The following is a 19,036-nucleotide window of genomic DNA, read 5'->3' as shown; positions in this document are numbered from 1 at the left end:
ACCAGGTGGAGGGTGGGAGAAGCATTGGCGCCTGATTGAGCTAAAAAAAGAAATTACATTCTAGTCGCTCAAGGGCAGCCATCGCGAGCAAGCTCGCTCCCACCTTCGATCTGCTGAACGACACAGATTCAGTGTGGGAGCGAGCTTGCTCGCGATGGCCGTTGGCACGCTTGACCGGTCTGTTACAACTGCGCCGCCAACCGCGACCCCTGATTGATCGCCCGCTTGGCATCCAGCTCTGCCGCGACATCCGCGCCGCCGATCAGGTGCACGCTCTGCCCCGCCGCCGCCAGGCCTTCATGCAACTCGCGCAGCGGATCCTGCCCGGCGCAAATCACGATGTTGTCCACTGGCAGCACCTGAGCTTCGCCGGTTTCGCCGATGCGGATGTGCAGGCCTTCATCGTCGATCTTCAGGTATTCAACGCTGTTGAGCATCTGCACCTGTTTGTTCTTAAGGCCCGTGCGATGAATCCAGCCGGTGGTCTTGCCCAGGCCGTCGCCGACCTTGGACGTCTTGCGTTGCAGCAGGAACACCTCGCGGGCCGGCGCATGGGGCGCGGCCTTGATACCGGCGACACCGCCGCGCGCTTCAAGGTGTGTATCGATGCCCCATTCCTTCCAGAACGCGGCGCGATCCTGACTGGTGGCGACGCCTTCATGCACAAGGAACTCGGAAACGTCGAAACCGATACCACCGGCACCAATCACCGCGACGCGCTTGCCGACCGGTTTGCGCTCCAGGATCACGTCCAGGTAGCTCAGCACCTTGGCGTTTTCCACCCCTGGAATGGCCGGCACACGCGGCGCAATGCCGGTGGCCAGAATGATCTCGTCGTAGCCACCCTCGACCAGTCCGGCCACGTCGACGCGGGTGTTCAGGCACACCTCGACGTTGGTGGTCTGCAACTTGCGGTTGAAGTAGCGAATCGTTTCGTAGAACTCTTCCTTGCCCGGAACGCGCTTGGCAATGTTGAACTGCCCGCCGATTTCGCTGGCCGAATCGAACAGCGTCACCTGATGGCCACGCTCGGCGGCCACGGTCGCGGCGGACAGACCGGCAGGGCCGGCACCGACCACGGCGATTTTCTTCAGTTGCTGCACGGGCAGATAGTTGAGCTCGGTTTCGTGGCAGGCACGCGGGTTCACCAGGCAACTGGTCAGCTTGCCGCCGAACGTGTGGTCGAGGCAGGCCTGGTTGCAACCGATGCAGGTGTTGATTTCATCGGCACGACCTTCAGCGGCTTTGTTGACGAAATCCGGGTCGGCGAGAAATGGCCGTGCCATGGACACCATGTCGGCATCGCCCTCGGCCAGGATCTGCTCGGCGACTTCCGGGGTGTTGATACGGTTGGTGGTGATCAGCGGAATATTGACCGAACCCCGCAACTTGGCCGTGACCTTGCTGAACGCCGCGCGCGGCACTTTGGTGGCAATGGTCGGAATCCGCGCTTCGTGCCAGCCGATACCGGTGTTGATGATGGTCGCGCCGGCCTGCTCGATGGCCTTGGCCAGTTGAACGATCTCTTCCCAGGTGCTGCCGCCTTCAACCAGGTCGAGCATCGACAGACGGAAAATGATGATGAAGTTCGGGCCTACCGCTTCACGCACGCGACGAACGATCTCCACCGGCAGGCGCATGCGGTTTTCATAGCTGCCACCCCAGCGGTCGGTACGGTGGTTGGTGTGGGCGGCGAGGAACTGGTTAATGAAATAACCTTCGGAACCCATGATTTCCACGCCGTCGTACTCGGCGGTTTGCGCCAGTACCGAGCAGGTGACGAAATCGCTGATCTGCTTCTCGATGCCTTCCTCGTCCAGCTCCCTGGGCTTGAACGGGTTGATCGGTGCCTGGATCGCACTTGGCGCAACCTGTTTCGGGCTGTAGGCATAACGACCGGCATGGAGGATCTGCATGCAGATCTTGCCGCCCGCGTCATGCACGGCACGGGTGACGATACGGTGCTTGAGCGCCTCTTCTTCGGTTGTCAGCTTGGCCGCGCCGGAATACACGCCACCCTCGTCATTCGGGCCGATACCGCCGGTGACCATCAGGCCGACACCGCCACGGGCACGCTCGGCAAAGTACGCCGCCATGCGCTCGAAGCCACCCGGTTTCTCTTCAAGGCCAGTGTGCATCGACCCCATCAGGGTGCGATTGCGCAGCGTGGTGAACCCCAGGTCCAGCGGAGCCAACAGGTGCGGGTATTGAGCGGCGGTCATCGGTAACTCCACATCGAGCGATCACGGAAAGTGCGGGAGCTCTGCGGCCCCCATCAGTCATGTTCGACAGACTAAGAGTCGTGCCGCCATCCCTCAATGACCGTAAATTACAACTTATTGATCGAAATGAGCAGCGACATTGGGCTAACGGGAATGACTCAAAACAAAAACGACCTGCGGTCATGAGTTTTCACTTCGATTGGAATTATTTGCATTAAGAATGGAATCAGCCAGCCATAGCCAGCCGTGTCGCGGGAACGTTAAAAACCAGCATGGACGCCGTGTGTGAAATGTTTTATGTCGTGATGTCGGGCCATTGCCAGAGGAGTTTTCGCGGTGCGGCGCTGAATGGCGGCACTCTGAAGCACACCTCCAGCTGGGCTACACGCTTGGCCGTGGCCAGACCTGAACCGCAATTCATGTACGACGCACTTGTAGAAGCATTTGTTTTTTGGGTGACGCGAGCACGTAATCCGACAACACAAAACCAAAAAGTAAAAACAACACAACCTTTGACACGATATATTCCAGAAAAAACAATTTAAACTAACTGGAAGACAATATAACCACCCACTTATGGCGAAAAAACAGGAATTGTCTTACTCATACCCAGCAGAGGTATTAAATAGAAGAGCGGAACTCATCCGTTTTTCCCAGCTCAGCGTTGTGGATTTTAACTTTCCATTCACCTGCAACACCCTGCCGAGGTCCTGGGCAATCGACGAAAGGACCACAAGCCCATTTCCTTGTAGATATCGTATTGATGGTCTAGATATAACTACAAAATAAAACCCCCACACAATATCAGAATGACATCAAATAAGAGGGATCTTATGCACCTTGCGCTGCGTGCAGGAAAAAATGGACTTCTTCAAGTGGGGGCGTTGTCGCTTTTAAGTCTGGCAGTACAACAGGCGCAAGCGGCTTGTGTACTCACTCCCGGCCCCGGCGTCGATGCGTATGTCTGCGACAGTGGCAGCAGCCCTGTCGGCCTGACCGACCTGCTGGGCAACAACATCCTGACCCTCCCGATTGACGGCACCGGTACCATCAACGGCTACATTGTTACCGGGGCTGGCACCGACCTCGTCGACATGAACTCCGGACGAATCGTCGGCAGCGTCACTCAGAGTGATGGCGCCGATCGCTTCCGTATCAGTGCCGGTGCGGTCACGGGTGCGGTTTCCCAAGGCAATGGCATCGATGACTTTGTGATGAGTGGCGGGCAGATCCAGTCTCTGGCCCAAGGCGACGGCCGCGACACCTTCCTGATGACCGGCGGCACCATCGTCGGCGCCTTTGAAGATGGCGACGTGGCACAGCAAACCAGCGGCACCATCGGCCGCGTCGACATGAAACTGGACAACAACATCTATGACATGTCCGGCGGCTCGATCCTTGGCAACCTCGTCACCGGATTTGGTACCGACTGGATTATCGTCACCGGGGGTACGATTGGCGGCAATATCAGTGTCAGCGGCGGCGACGACCGCATCACTGTCAGCGGCGGCGTGATAAACGGCGAGATCCGCGCCAGCCTCGGCAACGACACCTTCAACTGGCTCAATGGCGGCCAGATCAAGTCCGCCGTGCTGATGGGTGATGGTAACGATACCGCGCTGCTCAGCGGCCTGACCGAAAGCCTGTTGAGCGCCACCCCATCGATCGACGGCGGCCTGGGCAATGATCAATTGACCTTCGACAACACCACTTCCAATACGGCCTCCCGCTACATCGGTTGGGAAGCCGTCAACCTCAACAACAATTCGCACTTCGACCTGGCTGGCGACTTTTTCCTCGGCGACAGCGCCAGTAATACCGGCACGGCTTCCATCGACAACACCAGCGTGCTGGCGGTGACCCAAGGCAGTATCCGACCCTACACCGCCGGCCAGCGGGCGACCCTCATCAACGCCGGCACCATCGACATGACCACCGGCAGCAACAGCGCCGCGGACTCGCTGACGGTGTACGGCAACTACGTCGGCAACAACGGCCAGCTGTGGCTGCAAACCGTGCTCGGCGACGACACTTCCGCCACTGACAAACTGGTGGTCTCCGACGGCAGCATCAGCGGCAATACCCAATTGGCGGTGACCAATCTCAGTGGCCTGGGCGGCCTGACGCAAAACAACGGGATCGAAGTGGTGCAGGCGCTCAACGGCGCAGTCAGCACTACCGATGCCTTTGCCCTGAAAGGCTCGGTTTCTGCCGGGGCCTATGAGTACTATCTGTTCAAGGGGGGTGTAACGGCAGGCTCGGAAAACAACTGGTACCTGCGCTCGTCAGTGGCAGCGGTACAACCGCCGGTGGTACCACCGCCGACACCGGTGCCGCAGGTAGTGGTGCCGGTACCACCGATTCCACCGACACCGCCGATGGTTGCGCCCGATGAACCGCCCGTGGAGCCGCCAACTTCAAGGCCCGTTGCTCCGGTCGAACCCACTGCACCTCCGCTCAACCAAATCCCGGCCGAAACCTCTCCGGAACCTGCTGTCAGTACCCCGCCATTACCGACAGCGGTGGCGGGTGCCGATCCTATTCCACTGTACCGCCTGGAGGTGCCCGTGTATTCGGTGGTGGTGCCAGCCGCGCAGTTGATGACTTTGCAAGCGTTGGGCACCTTCCACGACCGCCAGGGCGAACAAAGCCTGTTGAGCGAAACCGGTGCCGTCCCGGCCGGTTGGGGTCGTGCCTATGGCCGCGATTTCAACAAGAGCTGGACCGGCACCGTGTCCCCCAGCTTCGACGGTTCTACCAAGGGCTATCAAGTGGGCCATGACCTGTATGCCTCCGAAACCAGCGGCGGGCAGATCCAACGCTTCGGCCTGTTCGTCGGCCAGAGCCGCTTGCAGGGCGATGTCAAAGGTTTCGCCGAGGGCTTCCAGGACCGTCGTTCGGGGCGGGTCGAACTCGACGGCGACAACTTCGGCGCCTATTGGACCCTCACCGATCCAACCGTGGGCTGGTACGTTGACCTCGTGGCCATGGGCACGCGCCTGGATGGCGATAACAAATCCGACCGTGGGGTGAAGATGGACAGCAAGGGCCATGCATTGGCGTTGTCCGCCGAAGCCGGCTATCCGATTGCAATTTCCGAGCACTGGGTGGTGGAGCCACAGGTCCAGGTGATCAACCAGCAGATCGATATGGACAGCCAGAACGACGGTATTTCCAAGGTATCGTTCGACTCCCAGGACTACTGGACCGGTCGCCTCGGTGCACGCCTGAAAGGGCGCTACCTGGTACAGGACACGCCCATCGAGCCCTACGTCCGGGCGAACGCCTGGCGCACCTTTGGCGGCAGTGACACCGTGACCTATGATGACGTGGACCGGATCAAGAGTGATCACAAATCGTCCTCTGCCGATCTCGGAGTGGGTGTGGTGGCGCGGTTATCGTCAACGGTCAGCGTGTACCTGGCGGCGGATTACAACACCAATCTGGACACCAATGCCCTGGAAGGCGTGAGTGGCAATGCGGGGGTGAGGGTGAGTTGGTAAGCGAGGCCGCTCGTATGGTTATCACCCCCATTACGGCCGTTCTGTAATTAAAGAATGGTGCCCTGCAGACTGTATGAAAACCGATCAACAAGGGTGATGCTCAACGAAGATGCTCTGTATCGAAAGATAGGGAGCATCTGCATCCAGGAAGGAGTAGCGCCAGCATCGTCAGGAACCCGAACGCAATCAGCAACGGATAAGCCATCAACAGAATCAATAGCTGTTATACATCCCACAACTCGCGCAATAGCGAGCAGCTCTCATCCAGAGCAAACTCCAATTGCGAATTTCACGGTGATCCAGCCACCCTTTCAGGTAGACAGAAACTCAGGATTAACTGAAACAAACAGGATATCAAGCAAGTCAATCAATCAATCAATCAATCGTCAGCGAGTGGAACTGCACGGAGTCAAAGTACATCGAATGGCGAACATCTTGAAACGGCACATCCGCTAATTGTGGTCATGCTCAAAACCCGAAGTAAACAAATGCCATAGCTGCCGCCATACCCCATGCGACCAACGCCATTACCGTTGAATTGTGCGCTGACCAGGATTCGTCCAATCGCTGTAAGCCGAACTTCGAAAAGCCAGCCTCGTCATAACAGCAATGCATGATCGCCCGGTAGGTATATCGCAGGCCGGCCAACAGAAACAGGGTAATCAGACCAAGGACAAGTCCATGCCTGATAGTTGGTTTAACCCATTCCACAAGGTGATCCTGTTCGCAAGCAACGCTGTCGACTTCCACAAGGGTTATTTGCTGAAAGTCCGTCGAAGACCGCTTTTGGCCAATCTGGATCAGCGCCTGTTGCTCCAGATCCAGCGCCTGATACTTCCAGAGCGTTGATGACCCTTCTCGGCAGAACGTAAACGCAGCAGGACTTGAGATGGCGATAATACAAGCGTCGTTGATGTGCAGTTTTTTCAGCGTTTCCGTGGCTGACCTGGTGAAATCCAGGTCGAACACCGGATTAACCCCGGTAGCAGAAGCAGCGATCGAAACCAATAGACCGCTCAACAGGCAGATGGCTGAAGTGTTCAAGGCCGGGTTTCCTTTTTCATTGTTTCTTTGATTTCGCAGTTCGGTTCCAACCTGCTTTGATGAGTCCCAGTACGCTGCTGGCACCCCGATAGCTGATGGGCAATTGAATGGAAGGAGAAAGGGAGGGCATCCATTGCCCTCCCCTCCGCTGTCCACGCTCCCTGCGACAGTACTGACCAGGACCTCAAGTGGCCAGAATGAAGTCCGTCTGATCAACGGTCGCACTGCTGACACCCACTAGGCGGATGGAGTCCACCCCGATCCCAACCACTGTGTCCGCCCCGTCTGCCGTTATGGTCAGGCTGGGAGCGAACGTCGCGCTGGTGATCCCCAGCCCCGTGAGATTGAGCAAGTCCTGCTCTGCGGCCAAATTGGCTCCGAAGTTCAGGATCGTATCGTTGCCGAAACCCGCGGCAGCAAACACGAAAGTATCGTTGCCGAAGCCGCCACTCATCACGTCGTTACCGCCACCGCCGATGAGCACGTCGTTACCCGCACCACCCACGATATTATTGCCGAGCGCGTTGCCAGTGCCCGCGAAGTTGCCGCTGCCGCCGAAAAACAGATTTTCGACGTTGGCACCCAGGGTGTAGCTCGCGAGCGAGGTCCAGACGGTGTCGTTGCCGCCACCGACGTTCTCGCCTACCACGTCCCCGAGGTCGGTGACTTCGTAGACATCGTTGCCAGCACCGCCGGCCATCGTGTCGGCACCTGCGCCACCGATGAGGACGTCGTTACCCGCACCGCCCGCGAGCGTGTTGGCCAGCTCGTTGCCGGAGCCCGCAAAGTTGCCGCTGCCGCCGAAAAACATATTCTCGACGTTGGCACCCAGGCTGTAGCTCGCGAGCGAGGTCCAGACCGTGTCGCTGCCCGCACCGGCGAGCTCGATCACCACGTCCCCAAGGTCGGTGGCTTCGTAGATATCGCTGCCAGCACCGCCGGCCATCGTGTCGGCACCTGCGCCACCGATGAGGACGTCGTTACCAGCACCGCCCGCGATCGTATTGCCGAGCACGTTACCGGTGCCCGCGAAGTTGCCGCTGCCGCCGAAAAACAGATTCTCGACGTTGGCGCCCAGGGTGTAGCTCGCGAGCGAGGTCCAGACCGTGTCGTTGCCGGCACCGGCGAACTCGATCACCTGGTCCCCAAGGTCGGTGACTTCGTAGATATCGTTGCCGCCACCGCCGACCATCGTGTCGGCACCTCCGGCACCGATGAGGACGTCGTTACCCGCGCCACCCAGGATATTATTGCCGAGCACGTTACCGGTACCCGCGAAGTTGCCGCTGCCGCCGAAAAACAGACTCTCGACGTTGGCAGTCAGGGTGTAGCTCGCGAGCGAGGTCCAGACCTCGTCGCTGCCGCCACCGGCGAGCTCGGTCACCACGTCCCCAAAGTCGGTGACTTCGTAGACATCGTTGCCATCACCGCCGGCCATCGTGTCGGCACCGACGCCGCCGATGAGAACGTCATTGCCCGCGTCACCATTGAGGAGGTCGTTGCCGCCCAAGCCGTTCAGGATGTCGTTGCCAGCACCTCCGCTGGCAATGTCGTCGCCTGACGTGCCGGTCCATATGTCGACACCGGCAGTACCGACAAACACTTCACCGGCGGCCACCGGGGCCGTAGCGTCGGACGCAATGCTTTCGGCCACACCGAAGTCATCCACGTAACTGACCACCACGCGCACCTGATCGCCGACCTGAGCCAGGCCAAGCATGAACGTGCTGGCGGTGGCTCCGACGATGTCGACGAAGGTGACCCCGTTGGTCTCCTGCCACTGGAAGGTGAACTGCGCATTGCTGAGGCCATCGACGTCGATGATGGACGACGTGTCGGCGGTCAACACCTGGTCCGGAAACGCAAACCCGAGGATGGTCGGCCCTGCGGTCGGTGCGTTGTTCGCCGACGAGTCGACGATCTCCAGCGTACTGCTGCCATCCTGATACACCGCCCGAACGCGCAGGTTCAGACCGGCGACATCATCCGCCACCAGGTAGGTGGCGCCGGTTACCCGCGATGCCTCGCCGGCGGCGAGAACGGTGATGTCTTCAAAGATGCCCGAACCGGCAATGGTTTCGGCCTGCCAGTAGTAAGACACGGGACCGGTAACCGCGCCGGTCGGATTGGCCGCACTGACGCTGTTCGCGTCGCGTATCGACTGGCTGCTGACACGCAGCAGCTGGCCGGCGACAGGCGAATCGATACGCGCACCGGTGGTAGCATCGAGGATCGCCAGACGCCCCACAGGAGCGCTGTTCGAGACGGTGCCAACACCGGAGGCCTGCGCCTGGTCAGCGAACTGCAGGCGCTCGATGCCCGTCAGGCGATCGACGCCATCACGCCCTGCAACCAGGTCGGTCACAATGACAGTGTTGCCATCGACAGCGACGGTGTACTCCGACGCATTGCCTGAGTACAGCGCGGTGTCGAAGTTGTCAGTGCCGGTCAGGATCTCCCGCACGATGACCAGTTGGCCCGGGTTGTAAGTACCGTTCAACATCGCCTGGACCATCGGCTCCATGCTGTCGAACGTGGCGATTTCCGCGCCAGTGCCATCAGCGTTTGCCCGTACGCTGATGCGTACGTTCAGCCACTTGTCACCGTCGATGATGTCGTCACCACCGCGACCTTCGATGAGGTCGCTGCCGCTGCCACCGAGGATGATGTTGCCACCGTCGAAGAACGTAGCTCCAGCTGGCAGCAGCCCCGCCAGACCGTTGATCAGGCTGATGTTGGTCAGCACACTGCCAGTTGCACCCGCGGTGGGTAGCGATGTCGCATCTTCGTTATCACCGCGCAGGAAGTCACCATGGGACGAACCCGACAGACCTTCCATGATGTCGAAGCGCACCAGCGCCGAAGCTCCTGAACCCGGCATCGGTGGCACATCGAAGAAGCGGTCGGTGTAATCAACGCTCACACCTTGGGCCAGCCCCTTGAAGGTCGCCCAGTCATAGCCCGAGCCGCCGATATAGCGGTCACCGAAGCCGAGACTGCCGACCATGATGTCGTCACCGCCTTCGCCGTTGAACTTATCGTTCTCGTTACCGCCGACGAATACATCGTGGCCAATGACCGGGTCGTTGCCGAGCGGATCGAAGTTGTCGCCAGGCGCACCGTCCGAAGTGCCCTTCTCGATCCAGTCGTCGCCTTCGTTACCCATGTCCTGTTCGTTGGCCTTGCTGCCCAGGATGAAGTCGTTGCCCTGGCCACCAATGGCCTCGGAGGCGTCCTCACCGGTAATGATGAAGTCACTGCCGAACCCGCCAATGATCAGGTTGACGCCGTTGCCTCCGTGCAGCACGTCGTTGCCGTCGCCACCCTGGAGGTTATCGTCGCCGCCGGTGTCGGTGATGATGTCGTCGCCGTCGCCACCGCGCAGCTGGTCGTTGCCGTCACCGCCGTCGATACGATCGTTGCCATCATCACCCCAGACCGTGTCATCGCCTTCACTGGAGATGAGGATGTCTGCGTTGTCGGTGCCGCCCAGCACGATGTGCTCGTCACCCGTGTACCTGATGTAGTCGCTGTCCAGTCCTACGGTCAGCGGGTTGTCGCGGAACACCACCTGCTCGCCGTTCGGGCCGAGCGGATCGGCGGACAGCAGGCCTTCGTTGAATTGCCTGCCCTGGTCCACTTCCAGATAGAACCCCGGATCCGTGAACACCACGCCCGGCAAGTGCGTGATCGACGTGTTGGCCATGATCAGCTTGGCGAACGAGTTGCTTTCAAGTTCCGCATTCATCGACAGGCCAGCGGTACGCTCCAGGTAGTAGAAGCGGTCGCCGTCCTGCAGTTTTTCCAGCTGGTTTTCGAACACGAAGTTGAAGGTCGAGCCGAGCATGCCGCCGAACGGAGTTTTCTGTTCGGCCAGGCCGCCGATCCAGAGGTCGATGGCATCGACGCCCGTGACTGTCACACCCGTTACGTTGGCCCAGGTACCGGTGCTATTGAGGAAGTCCAGGCGGTCAGCCGGCGAACTCGCACCCTCATCGAATACCAGGGCCATGGCTGCAGCCCGTTTGCCTGCCAGCGTGCTCGCCTCCGTGATCGTGTCATGCGTGCCATAGGCTGCGATGAAGTTGATCAACGACTCCGGATGCTTGAGGTGCTGCACCAGATCGACCCAGCTGGTGTACGGCTTGAGTTGGGTATCACCGGTTTGGCTGTAGATGTCGCGGCGGATCGCATTGAGTGAGGGAATCCCCACATCGCGGCCACGGGCGATGTTGATCGCCGGCAGGTCGAGCGGCAGGCCGAGCAGGTTATTGCGCAGCGCCTCGGTGACGAACTCGTCGATTTCGTTACCGGCTTGCCGAGTCACCCCACGGATGATCGCACTGGTCGCATCCTCTGGCGACACGCCACTGGCGACGTACGCCAACGGGTTGAGGAACGCTGCGATCAAGCCCAGTTGCTGATCGGGATTAGCGTTGGCCGGATCGCCCACCACGTTGTAATTGATGTCGAAGCGATCGACGGTCTCGGTCAGCATCGAGTGGCCAAACCGGTACACGGTGTGAGCGAACTCGGCGACGATCGAGGCATCGAGGTCGACGTCATAGACCTGGGTCGGTGCGAAGAACAGGTCGATGTTGGGCTGGATGGTCCGGGCAAACTCCTCGAACACCAGATGCTGATACTGCATCTCGGTGCCGAACTTGGCCGCCTGGAACAAGCGCTCGCCATTCCACTGCAGCGCATCGAACTCGGCCTGGTTGGTTGGCAATGCGGTCACCGGCGTGAGCAGCCACTCGTTTAGGAAAGCCACGTCACCCGAATCGAGCACGGTGTCCTTGGTTTGCTGGACCAGGCGATTGTGCTCGGAGTGGAAGATCGCATGCACCGCGGTCAGGCCGATGTTTTCGTTGACCCGGCCGTCGCCGGCGATGTAGTGAGCGTCCAACAGTTCGTTGTCGTAGAAGCCCGCCGCAGGTGTATCACCAACGATATCGCCATCATCGGGCTGGAGTGCTGCGCCGGTCTGGCCGTCCACCGGAACGGCGTTGTGCGCGATGTCGTTGAGGAAGGCATGGCCGGTGCGCACCGCATTCGCGAGGCTTATCGGACTGGCCGGATTGCCTTCGACAAGGGTAGTGACGTCGTCGGCGTTGCCGGCAATGCCGTCCGGCCCGTTGTTGACTCGAATGACAACCTGCGGGAAGCCGCTCGGCCCCTTGATGAAATTGCCGTAGGCGTCGGTCGCCAGCAATGGCACGTTGTCGAAATCGGCGTCAGTGAGATCGATACCGAGAATGTCGCGTGCCTGCGCCTTGACCACCTTCCAGGTGGCCATGCCGCCGATCTCGAGGTCGTCGGTCGTGCCGAACACGCCATCGACGCCCAGATCACGATTGGTGATCAACTTGCCGGTGGCCACCGGATCGCCAGCTGCATTGAGCTCATAGGCACGCAGGAACACCTGGTGCGACGGGTGCGAGCTATAGGTCTGGTTCTGGTCCACGAACGGCGAGGTGGTGTTGGTGTGCTCATGGATGTCGTCGCCCGTGCCGAGAATGCCATCCGCCCCTGGCAGGTTGGTCGCGCGGCTCAGCACCATGAAATTGGCACTGCCGCCTGGCACAAACAACGGATCATCCTCTTTCAGCGGGATGAAGATGGTGCCCGAACCGCCTTTGGTGACCAGGTCCAGGCCATGATCGAAGAACTGCCCGAAGAAGGTCATCCAGGCGTTGAACGGCGCGGACAACCCCGCGTCCGCCGTGGTGTTCTCGAAAAAGTACACATCGTGATCATCACCAGTACCGAACTGACCATCCAGCCCGGGGCTGGCGACTATCCGTACGCCATCCTTCAGCACGTCGTCATTATCCGGCAAGCCGAAGTTGAGTACACCGTCCACGCCTGGGTCGAAAGCCGTGGCATAGGCCGCCGGGTTGTTCGACGTCTGGTCGACGATCAGGTTACTGATGGTGCGCGGCTGCGAGTCAAACACATTGCCGCTGTTCTGCGCATACGACGATCCAGGGATAGCCGGCGAGCCGGGGCCGAAGAAGTCGGCAGGAACACCTTCGGCCGGATTGAAGACCGGATCGGTCAAGCGCGGAAAGACGTTATCGGCGGCACCAAACTCGGTGTTGTTAATGCCGTTGAGGTTCATCAGGTTGTTATTTGACCCGTCGACCGTACGCAGGCCCAGCGGCGCGCGGATATTCGGGATCAGCGAGAGGATGTCCTGACCGTCCGCATCAGCCTCGGCAATCTTGATCTGGTCAAGAATGAAGTTGAGGTCGGAGCGGACCATGTGAAGGCCGGCACCACCCGCGGTGGCATCGACTACAGGTACCTGCGGTGTTGGCGTGACCGGTGCACCGGCAACGATGGCAGCCGTCGGCGTGGAGAACAAGATCTCCGTGGTGCCGTGACCGTCCTGATAGATCGCCTTGACCCGCAACGACAACCCGGCGAGGTCAGGTGATACCTTGAACGCGGTACCATCGGCGCTTTGGAACGCCAGGTCGCCAGCCGGCAACAGAATGATGTCCTCAAATACGCCAGTGCCTGGATCGGCCTCGAACTGCCAGATGTAGGACACCGAGGAGTTGGTGATCAACCCCTGCGGATTACCCGCCGCGATGTTGTCGTCATCTCTCACCCCGGCCACGCTGACAGTCAGTAAATCGCCCACGGTGATCGCGCCGCCGTTGCCATCCGCGATAGTCGGACTGCCATCCGGTTGGGCATTCTCCCCCTCCACCAGCACTAGCTGGTTATCGGCGAATTGCAGGCGTTCGATATGCAGCAGGGTATCGGTGCCGTCGCGACCCGCGACGCTATCTATCACTGTATAAACATCGTCCGCCAAATCCTCCGTGCCGCGGTCGTCAACAATAACCGTATACTCGTCCTGAATCCCGGAGTAGATGGCGGTGTCGAAGGCCGCCCCGCCCGTCGAGGTGCCGGGCATGACTTCCCGCACAGCTTTGAGCTGACCCGGGTTATAGGTGCGATCCAGCATGAACGGGATCATATCGACCATGCTGTCGAAGGAGGCGATTTCGGGGCCGGTATGGTTGACATCACCAGGGGCATACACGGCAATCCGGACGTTGATCCATTTGTCGCCATCGATCAGGTCATCGCCACCGCGCCCCTCGATCAGGTCGCTGCCATCACCGCCGAGGATGATGTTGCCAGTAGCAAAGCCGGTGGTTGGCAAACCGGCGTCGGCCAGGAACTGGTCCAGTCCGCGGATCAACGCGACATTGGTCAGCGCACTGCCCGTGGTACCACCGTGGTTGATGATAGTGTCGGCATCGACATTATCACCCCTGAGCACATCGCCGAAACTCGAACCGGACAAGCCCTCGACTTCGGCAAAACGGTCGAGAATCGAGGCTGGCGAGGCTCCGACCGGATTGAATATGCCGGCGTTCTGGTTTGGCGTGTTGCCGTGTGGCTGCGCCAGCGCGGCCATGCTCAGGTCAGCGGTCACGCCGACCCTGTCATTTTTGTAGGTCACCCAGTCGAAACCGGACATGCCCTCCATCTTGTCCTGGGCATCGCTGCCGACAAAGATGTCATCGCCACCCTCGCCGATCATTTCGTCGAAACCGCCACCACCAATAAAGATGTCGTTGCCAATCACATCGTCATTGAGCAGTGGTGAGAAGTTATCGCCAGGTGCACCGTCCTGGGTGCCCTTCTCGATCCAGTCGTCACCTTCGTTGCCGGTAGGTGGCAGGTTGGTCTTGGCACCCAGGATGAAGTCGTCACCCTGACCGCCGAAGGTGATACTGATGTCTTCGGTGGTAATGATGAAGTCCTGGCCATCGCCACCCAGGATCAGGTTGCCGCCAACCAGCATGCTGCCGGCCACGATCACATCGTTACCGGCATTACCTTCCAGACGGTTGTCACCGAACGAGTCGCTGATGATGTCATCGCCATCGCCACCCAGTACCGCATCGTTCCCGGCACCGCCTTCGAGGCGGTCGTTGCCGGCGTCGCCGTAAAGGGTGTCATCGCCTTCACCGGAAATGATGATGTCATTGCCGGCGGTGCCGCCCATGACGATATGGTCTTCACCGGTGTACTGCAGATAATTGGTGTCCGGACCCACGGTGTCCGGGTTGTCGCGAATCACCAGCGGCACGACTTCCACGCCGTTGATCATGATGCCGCCGGTCGGATCGGCGCGGCCACCCACGCCAAGGCCGGTGAACTGAGTGGTCGGATCCACCTCGAGGGTGAACGTCGGCGTCAGGAACACGGTGTTCGACAGGTGGGTGACATCGCTGTTGAGCATGATCAGCTTGGCAAAGGAGTTGTTCTCCAACTCGGCGCCGAAGTCCAGGCCCGCGGTACGCGCCAGGTAGTAGAAGCGGTCGCCGTTCTGCAACGCCTCCATCTGGGTTTCAAACACGAAGTTGAACGTCGATCCAAGCATGCCGCCGAACGGCATCTTCTGTTCGGCCAGGCCCCCGACCCAGAAGTCGATGTCGTCGACGCCGGTAGTGGTGACGCCATTGACCATGGCGTAGATGCCCGAACTGTTAAGGAATGCCACGCGATCCGCTAAATTGGCAGTAAAGGTACGCTCATTGGCCGTGCCGGCATTGATCACCGCGCTGCCGCCAAACACCAGGGCAGCAGCGACCGCACGCATCTCGAGCATCGTATCCACATCGGCTGCCGTCAATGCCCCGTGGGTACCGAAGGCCGCGATGAAGTTGACCAACGACTCGGGGTGCTTGAGGTGTTCCGCCAGGTCAGCCCAACTGATGTACGGCCTGAGTTGGCTGTCGCCGGTTGAGGCGTAGAACTCACGGCGCGCCTCATTCAAGGTGGGGATGCCCGTGTCGCGACCACGTGCCAGGTTCAGGGCCGGTAAATCGAGCGGCAGGCCGAGCAGGTTGTTGCGCAACGCTTCGGTGACGAACTCATCGATCTCGTTGCCGACCTGGCGGGTCACACCGCGAATGATCGCCCCTGCCGCTTCGTCCGCAGTCGCCCCGCTGCCGGCGAACGCCAGCGGGTTGAGGAAGGCCGCGATCAGACCCAGTTGCGAGCCCGGGTCGGCCGGATTGAGGAGCGGATTGAACTCGGGGTCGAAGCGATCGACGGTCTCGGTCAACATCGAGTGACCGAAGCGGTACACCACGTGGGCGAACTCGGCGAGGATTGCCGGGTTGATCGAGGTGTCATACCCGCTGGGCGCAAGGAATTCGTCGACCTGCGGCTGAATGGTCCGCGCGAACTCCTCGAACACCAGGTGCTGGTACTGCATCTCGGTGCCGAACTTGGCGGCCTGGAACAGGCGTTCGCCGTCCCACACCAGCGCCGCGATCCCGGCGGGTGTAGTCGGTATCGCAGTCACGTCGTCCACCAGCCACTCATTGAGGAAGGCCAGATCGCCAGCGGCAATGATGGTGTCCTTCGATTGCTGAACCAGACGGTTGTGCTCGGAGTGGAACACATGGTGCACGGTGGTCAGGCCGATGTTTTCGTTTACCCGGCCATCGCCGGCGATGTAATGCGCATCCAGCAACTCGTTGTCGTAGGTGCCGGCCAATTGCGGGCCGCCAATGTCGGAGTCCGTGTCAGCCGTCAGCCCAGCGGTCGGATTGGCATTGTGGGCGATGTCGTCAAGGAAGCCATGCCCGGTGCTCATGGCGTTGGCCAGACTGATCGGAGCAGCCCGGTTACCTTCGACCAGTTGAGTGACGTCATCAGTTGTCCCGGCGATGCCGTCAGCACCGTTACCGATGCGAATCAACACCTGCGGCATGCCGCTCGGCCCGCGGATGAAGTTGCCATAGTCATCGGTTAGCAGCAGCGGCACGCTGTGCACATCGGCGTCAGTCAGGTCAATGCCGAGCATGTCACGGGCCTGCGCCTTGACCACTGCCCAGGTCGCCATACCGCCACCTTCGCCGCCAGTAATCAAGCGTCCCGTTGCAACAGGATCACCTGCCGCGTTGAGAACGTACTCGCGCAGGAACACCTGATGCGACGGGTGCGAACTGTAGGTCTGGCTCTGGTCGACGAACGGCGAGGTGGTGTTGGTCTGGCCATCATCGGTCGTGCCCACTACTCCGTCCGCGCCGGCGGTACGCACCGCACGTGGCAGCACCATGAAGTTGGTCGGGCTGCCCGGTACGAACAACGGATCGTCCGGCTGCAGCCGAATAATTACGAAGTCGGTAGCGCTCTTGGTGACCAGGTCAAGACCGTGGTCGAAGAACTGGCCGAAGAAGGTCATCCACGAGTTGAAGCTGGCGGTCAGGCCGACGTCCGGCGACACGTTGGGCATGAAGAACACTGGCTTGTCATCGGTCGTGCCGAATACGCCATCCAGCCCGGGGCTGATCACCGGGGCGGCACCGCCATTCGCCGCCACCGCTGCCGGGTTGTTGGCGGTCTGGTCGACGATCAGGTTACTGATAATCCGTGGTTGCGGGTCGATCACCGTCCCTGTTCCGGCGTACTCCGCCGATAGAAAGGAAGGATCGACCAGTCGCGGGAAGGCATTGTCCGCGGCGCCAAACTCACTCTGGCCGGTGACCAGGTTATTAAAACTGCCATCGACGGTACGCAGGCCGAATGGCACCTGAGTGTTGGGAAGCAAATCAATGAGGCTGGCGCCGTCGGCGTTCGCTTCCGCGATAAAGATTTGCTTGAGGATGAACTCCAGGTCCGACTTGCTGAAATTGGCCATTTTGGATTGCCCTCGATCTATTAGGGTAAAGGCACGGGACGAGAAAACCCTCCCGCGCCAAGTCAAGTGCTGGCTTGCGCAGTTTGTTGGTCATGTTTTTTTGCGAGCGCTGGCGTTACCCGGGACCCGGGATACGCGCCTGGAATTCGCGATATGAATTGCTCGCCGGGCGATCAGGCAGAGCGGATTCGAGCCCTGGGCGGGTCATGGAATCTGGAAGTGAAGGCGAACGTCCTGGACAGCCCCTTCACTCTGCAAAACAACGAAATGATCGACATGGTTCTGCTCCTCTCCGGGAAATCACCGCGCCTTGCGTTGCCAAAGCGATGGCAAGCTTCAGGCGGGCGGGCCCCCCGATAACTAAGACTAAAGTTCCATAACAAATTTTTGTCAATATTACGTCGCTAAAACAGACGACTGGTGTTTGGGCCTCACAACTAGCTGTTTTTAAAAGACATATAGTCTGTTTAGTACAAGTATAGAGCGAAATGTTATTTCGATTTGCTTCTCCGCCACCTACGCTGCTGCATAAGGGAGCAACGCAGCGATTTCGGAAGACCCGCCATCCATAGAGCGACCAGCCTGCGTGTCCATAAGCTGTTGACGGGACTACATTTACTGTTAGCTGTTGCGCCCCAAGGGCAATCGGCTTTTCGCAGTGGGAGGATCAAAATGCCCAAGCAGTCGAGCATCCATTCCGAACTGACCGACGCGCTCTTTCGTCTGCGCCGCAGTTTTTACTTGCTGGCAGGGTTCAGCGGCGTCATAAACGTCATGATGTTGACGCCAGCTATTTATATGCTGCAGGTCTATGATCGAGCCTTGGTCAGTCGCAACGTCACGACGCTGACAATGCTGACTGTTCGCTTTCTTCGATGTACCCTGGACGCCTATCTACCTGCTGGTCGCCTATTTGATTCACCCAATACTCGGACTGATCACGCTGATCGGCTCGCTGATTCTGGTGACCCTGGCCTGGCTCACTGAAAAAGCGACGCAGAAGCCGCTGGCCGAAGCCAACCAGGCCGCCCTCTCCTCCGGCCAGTACGCCAACAACAACCTGCGCAACGCCGAGGTCATCGAGGCCATGGGCATGCTGCCGTCGATCAGCAAGCGCTGGTACCAAAGCCATTTGCGCATTCTGGAAATGCAAACCCTGGCCTCCGATCGTGCTGCCTTGATCAGCAGCACCGGGCGCTTCGTGCGGATCACTTTGCTCGTTATGCCTTCAATCGGGCGGCGGAGGTGGTCAAGAGCTTTGACGATCTCAGTGAAATCCATCAAGAGCTGGAGACAGCACGCGCGCAGCAGAAATCGCTCAAGCCAATCGCGGAATGCTGGGAGGCCGGCGCGGAAAGTCTTGCAGCATCTCGTTGAGCCGGCCCCAGGCCGAGCGGCAGCCGAGCAATTGCTTCCACGACGCGATGACCTGTTCCACCGGACCCAGTGCGCGGCCGGTGAGGATCGAGCAGGCAATCATCCCCGGGGTGATCTTGCCTTCAAGCACCAGTAGCGCTCCGGCGCCGAGGATCAGCGACTAATTCCCACACCGAAAGCATTCATGAGGCAATTGAGTGGAAGGA

Annotated in this window: 5 protein-coding genes and 2 pseudogenes; 3 read left to right on the top strand and 4 right to left on the bottom strand. The window is 59.8% G+C overall.

Going from position 1 to position 19,036, the window contains the following annotated elements:
- Positions 1-182: 182 nt before the first annotated feature.
- Positions 183-2,222 carry an FAD-dependent oxidoreductase gene (locus tag KGA98_RS23585; RefSeq protein WP_090456692.1) on the bottom strand — a complete coding sequence of 680 codons (2,040 nt, stop codon included), beginning with the start codon at positions 2,220-2,222 and terminating at the stop codon, positions 183-185.
- Positions 2,223-2,494: 272 nt separating this feature from the next.
- On the opposite strand from KGA98_RS23585, the gene KGA98_RS23580 reads away from it, so the two are divergent.
- Both KGA98_RS23580 and KGA98_RS23575 read left to right on the top strand, forming a co-directional pair.
- Positions 2,495-2,767: a hypothetical protein gene (locus KGA98_RS23580; protein ID WP_223504077.1), complete on the top strand. Its 273-nt coding sequence runs from the start codon at positions 2,495-2,497 to the stop codon at positions 2,765-2,767.
- Between the two features lie 288 nt (positions 2,768-3,055).
- Positions 3,056-5,725, top strand: coding sequence for an autotransporter outer membrane beta-barrel domain-containing protein (locus KGA98_RS23575; protein ID WP_223504075.1), 2,670 nt, complete (start codon positions 3,056-3,058; stop codon positions 5,723-5,725).
- Positions 5,726-6,193: 468 nt separating this feature from the next.
- Here KGA98_RS23575 and KGA98_RS23570 read toward each other — a convergent pair whose 3' ends face one another.
- Both KGA98_RS23570 and KGA98_RS23565 read right to left on the bottom strand, forming a co-directional pair.
- Complete coding sequence (locus KGA98_RS23570; protein ID WP_223504073.1) at positions 6,194-6,769, bottom strand: hypothetical protein; 576 nt, start codon at positions 6,767-6,769, stop codon at positions 6,194-6,196.
- 184 nt (positions 6,770-6,953) lie between these two features.
- A complete protein-coding gene (locus tag KGA98_RS23565) occupies positions 6,954-17,453 on the bottom strand; it encodes a peroxidase family protein (RefSeq protein WP_223504071.1) in 10,500 nt (3,499 codons plus the stop codon).
- Positions 17,454-18,125: 672 nt separating this feature from the next.
- Between KGA98_RS23565 and KGA98_RS23560 the strand changes: the two are divergent.
- Positions 18,126-18,669: pseudogene (locus KGA98_RS23560) on the top strand (hypothetical protein); the annotation flags it as partial.
- 117 nt (positions 18,670-18,786) lie between these two features.
- Here KGA98_RS23560 and KGA98_RS23555 read toward each other — a convergent pair.
- Positions 18,787-18,990: pseudogene (locus KGA98_RS23555) on the bottom strand (type I secretion system permease/ATPase); the annotation flags it as partial.
- Positions 18,991-19,036 lie beyond the last annotated feature (46 nt).

This window comes from Pseudomonas sp. BF-R-24 (assembly GCF_019947335.1).
Classification (GTDB): Bacteria; Pseudomonadota; Gammaproteobacteria; order Pseudomonadales; family Pseudomonadaceae; genus Aquipseudomonas; species Aquipseudomonas jessenii.
The sequence above is the reverse complement of the archived record's forward strand: the minus strand, read 5'-3'. Positions and strand labels throughout refer to the sequence as shown.

Coding starts and splice junctions, on each gene's coding strand:
- KGA98_RS23585 (WP_090456692.1), bottom strand. CDS start 2,222: ATGACCGCCGCTCAATACCCGCACCTGTTGGCTCCGCTGGACCTGGGG.
- KGA98_RS23580 (WP_223504077.1), top strand. CDS start 2,495: ATGGACGCCGTGTGTGAAATGTTTTATGTCGTGATGTCGGGCCATTGC.
- KGA98_RS23575 (WP_223504075.1), top strand. CDS start 3,056: ATGCACCTTGCGCTGCGTGCAGGAAAAAATGGACTTCTTCAAGTGGGG.
- KGA98_RS23565 (WP_223504071.1), bottom strand. CDS start 17,453: ATGGCCAATTTCAGCAAGTCGGACCTGGAGTTCATCCTCAAGCAAATC.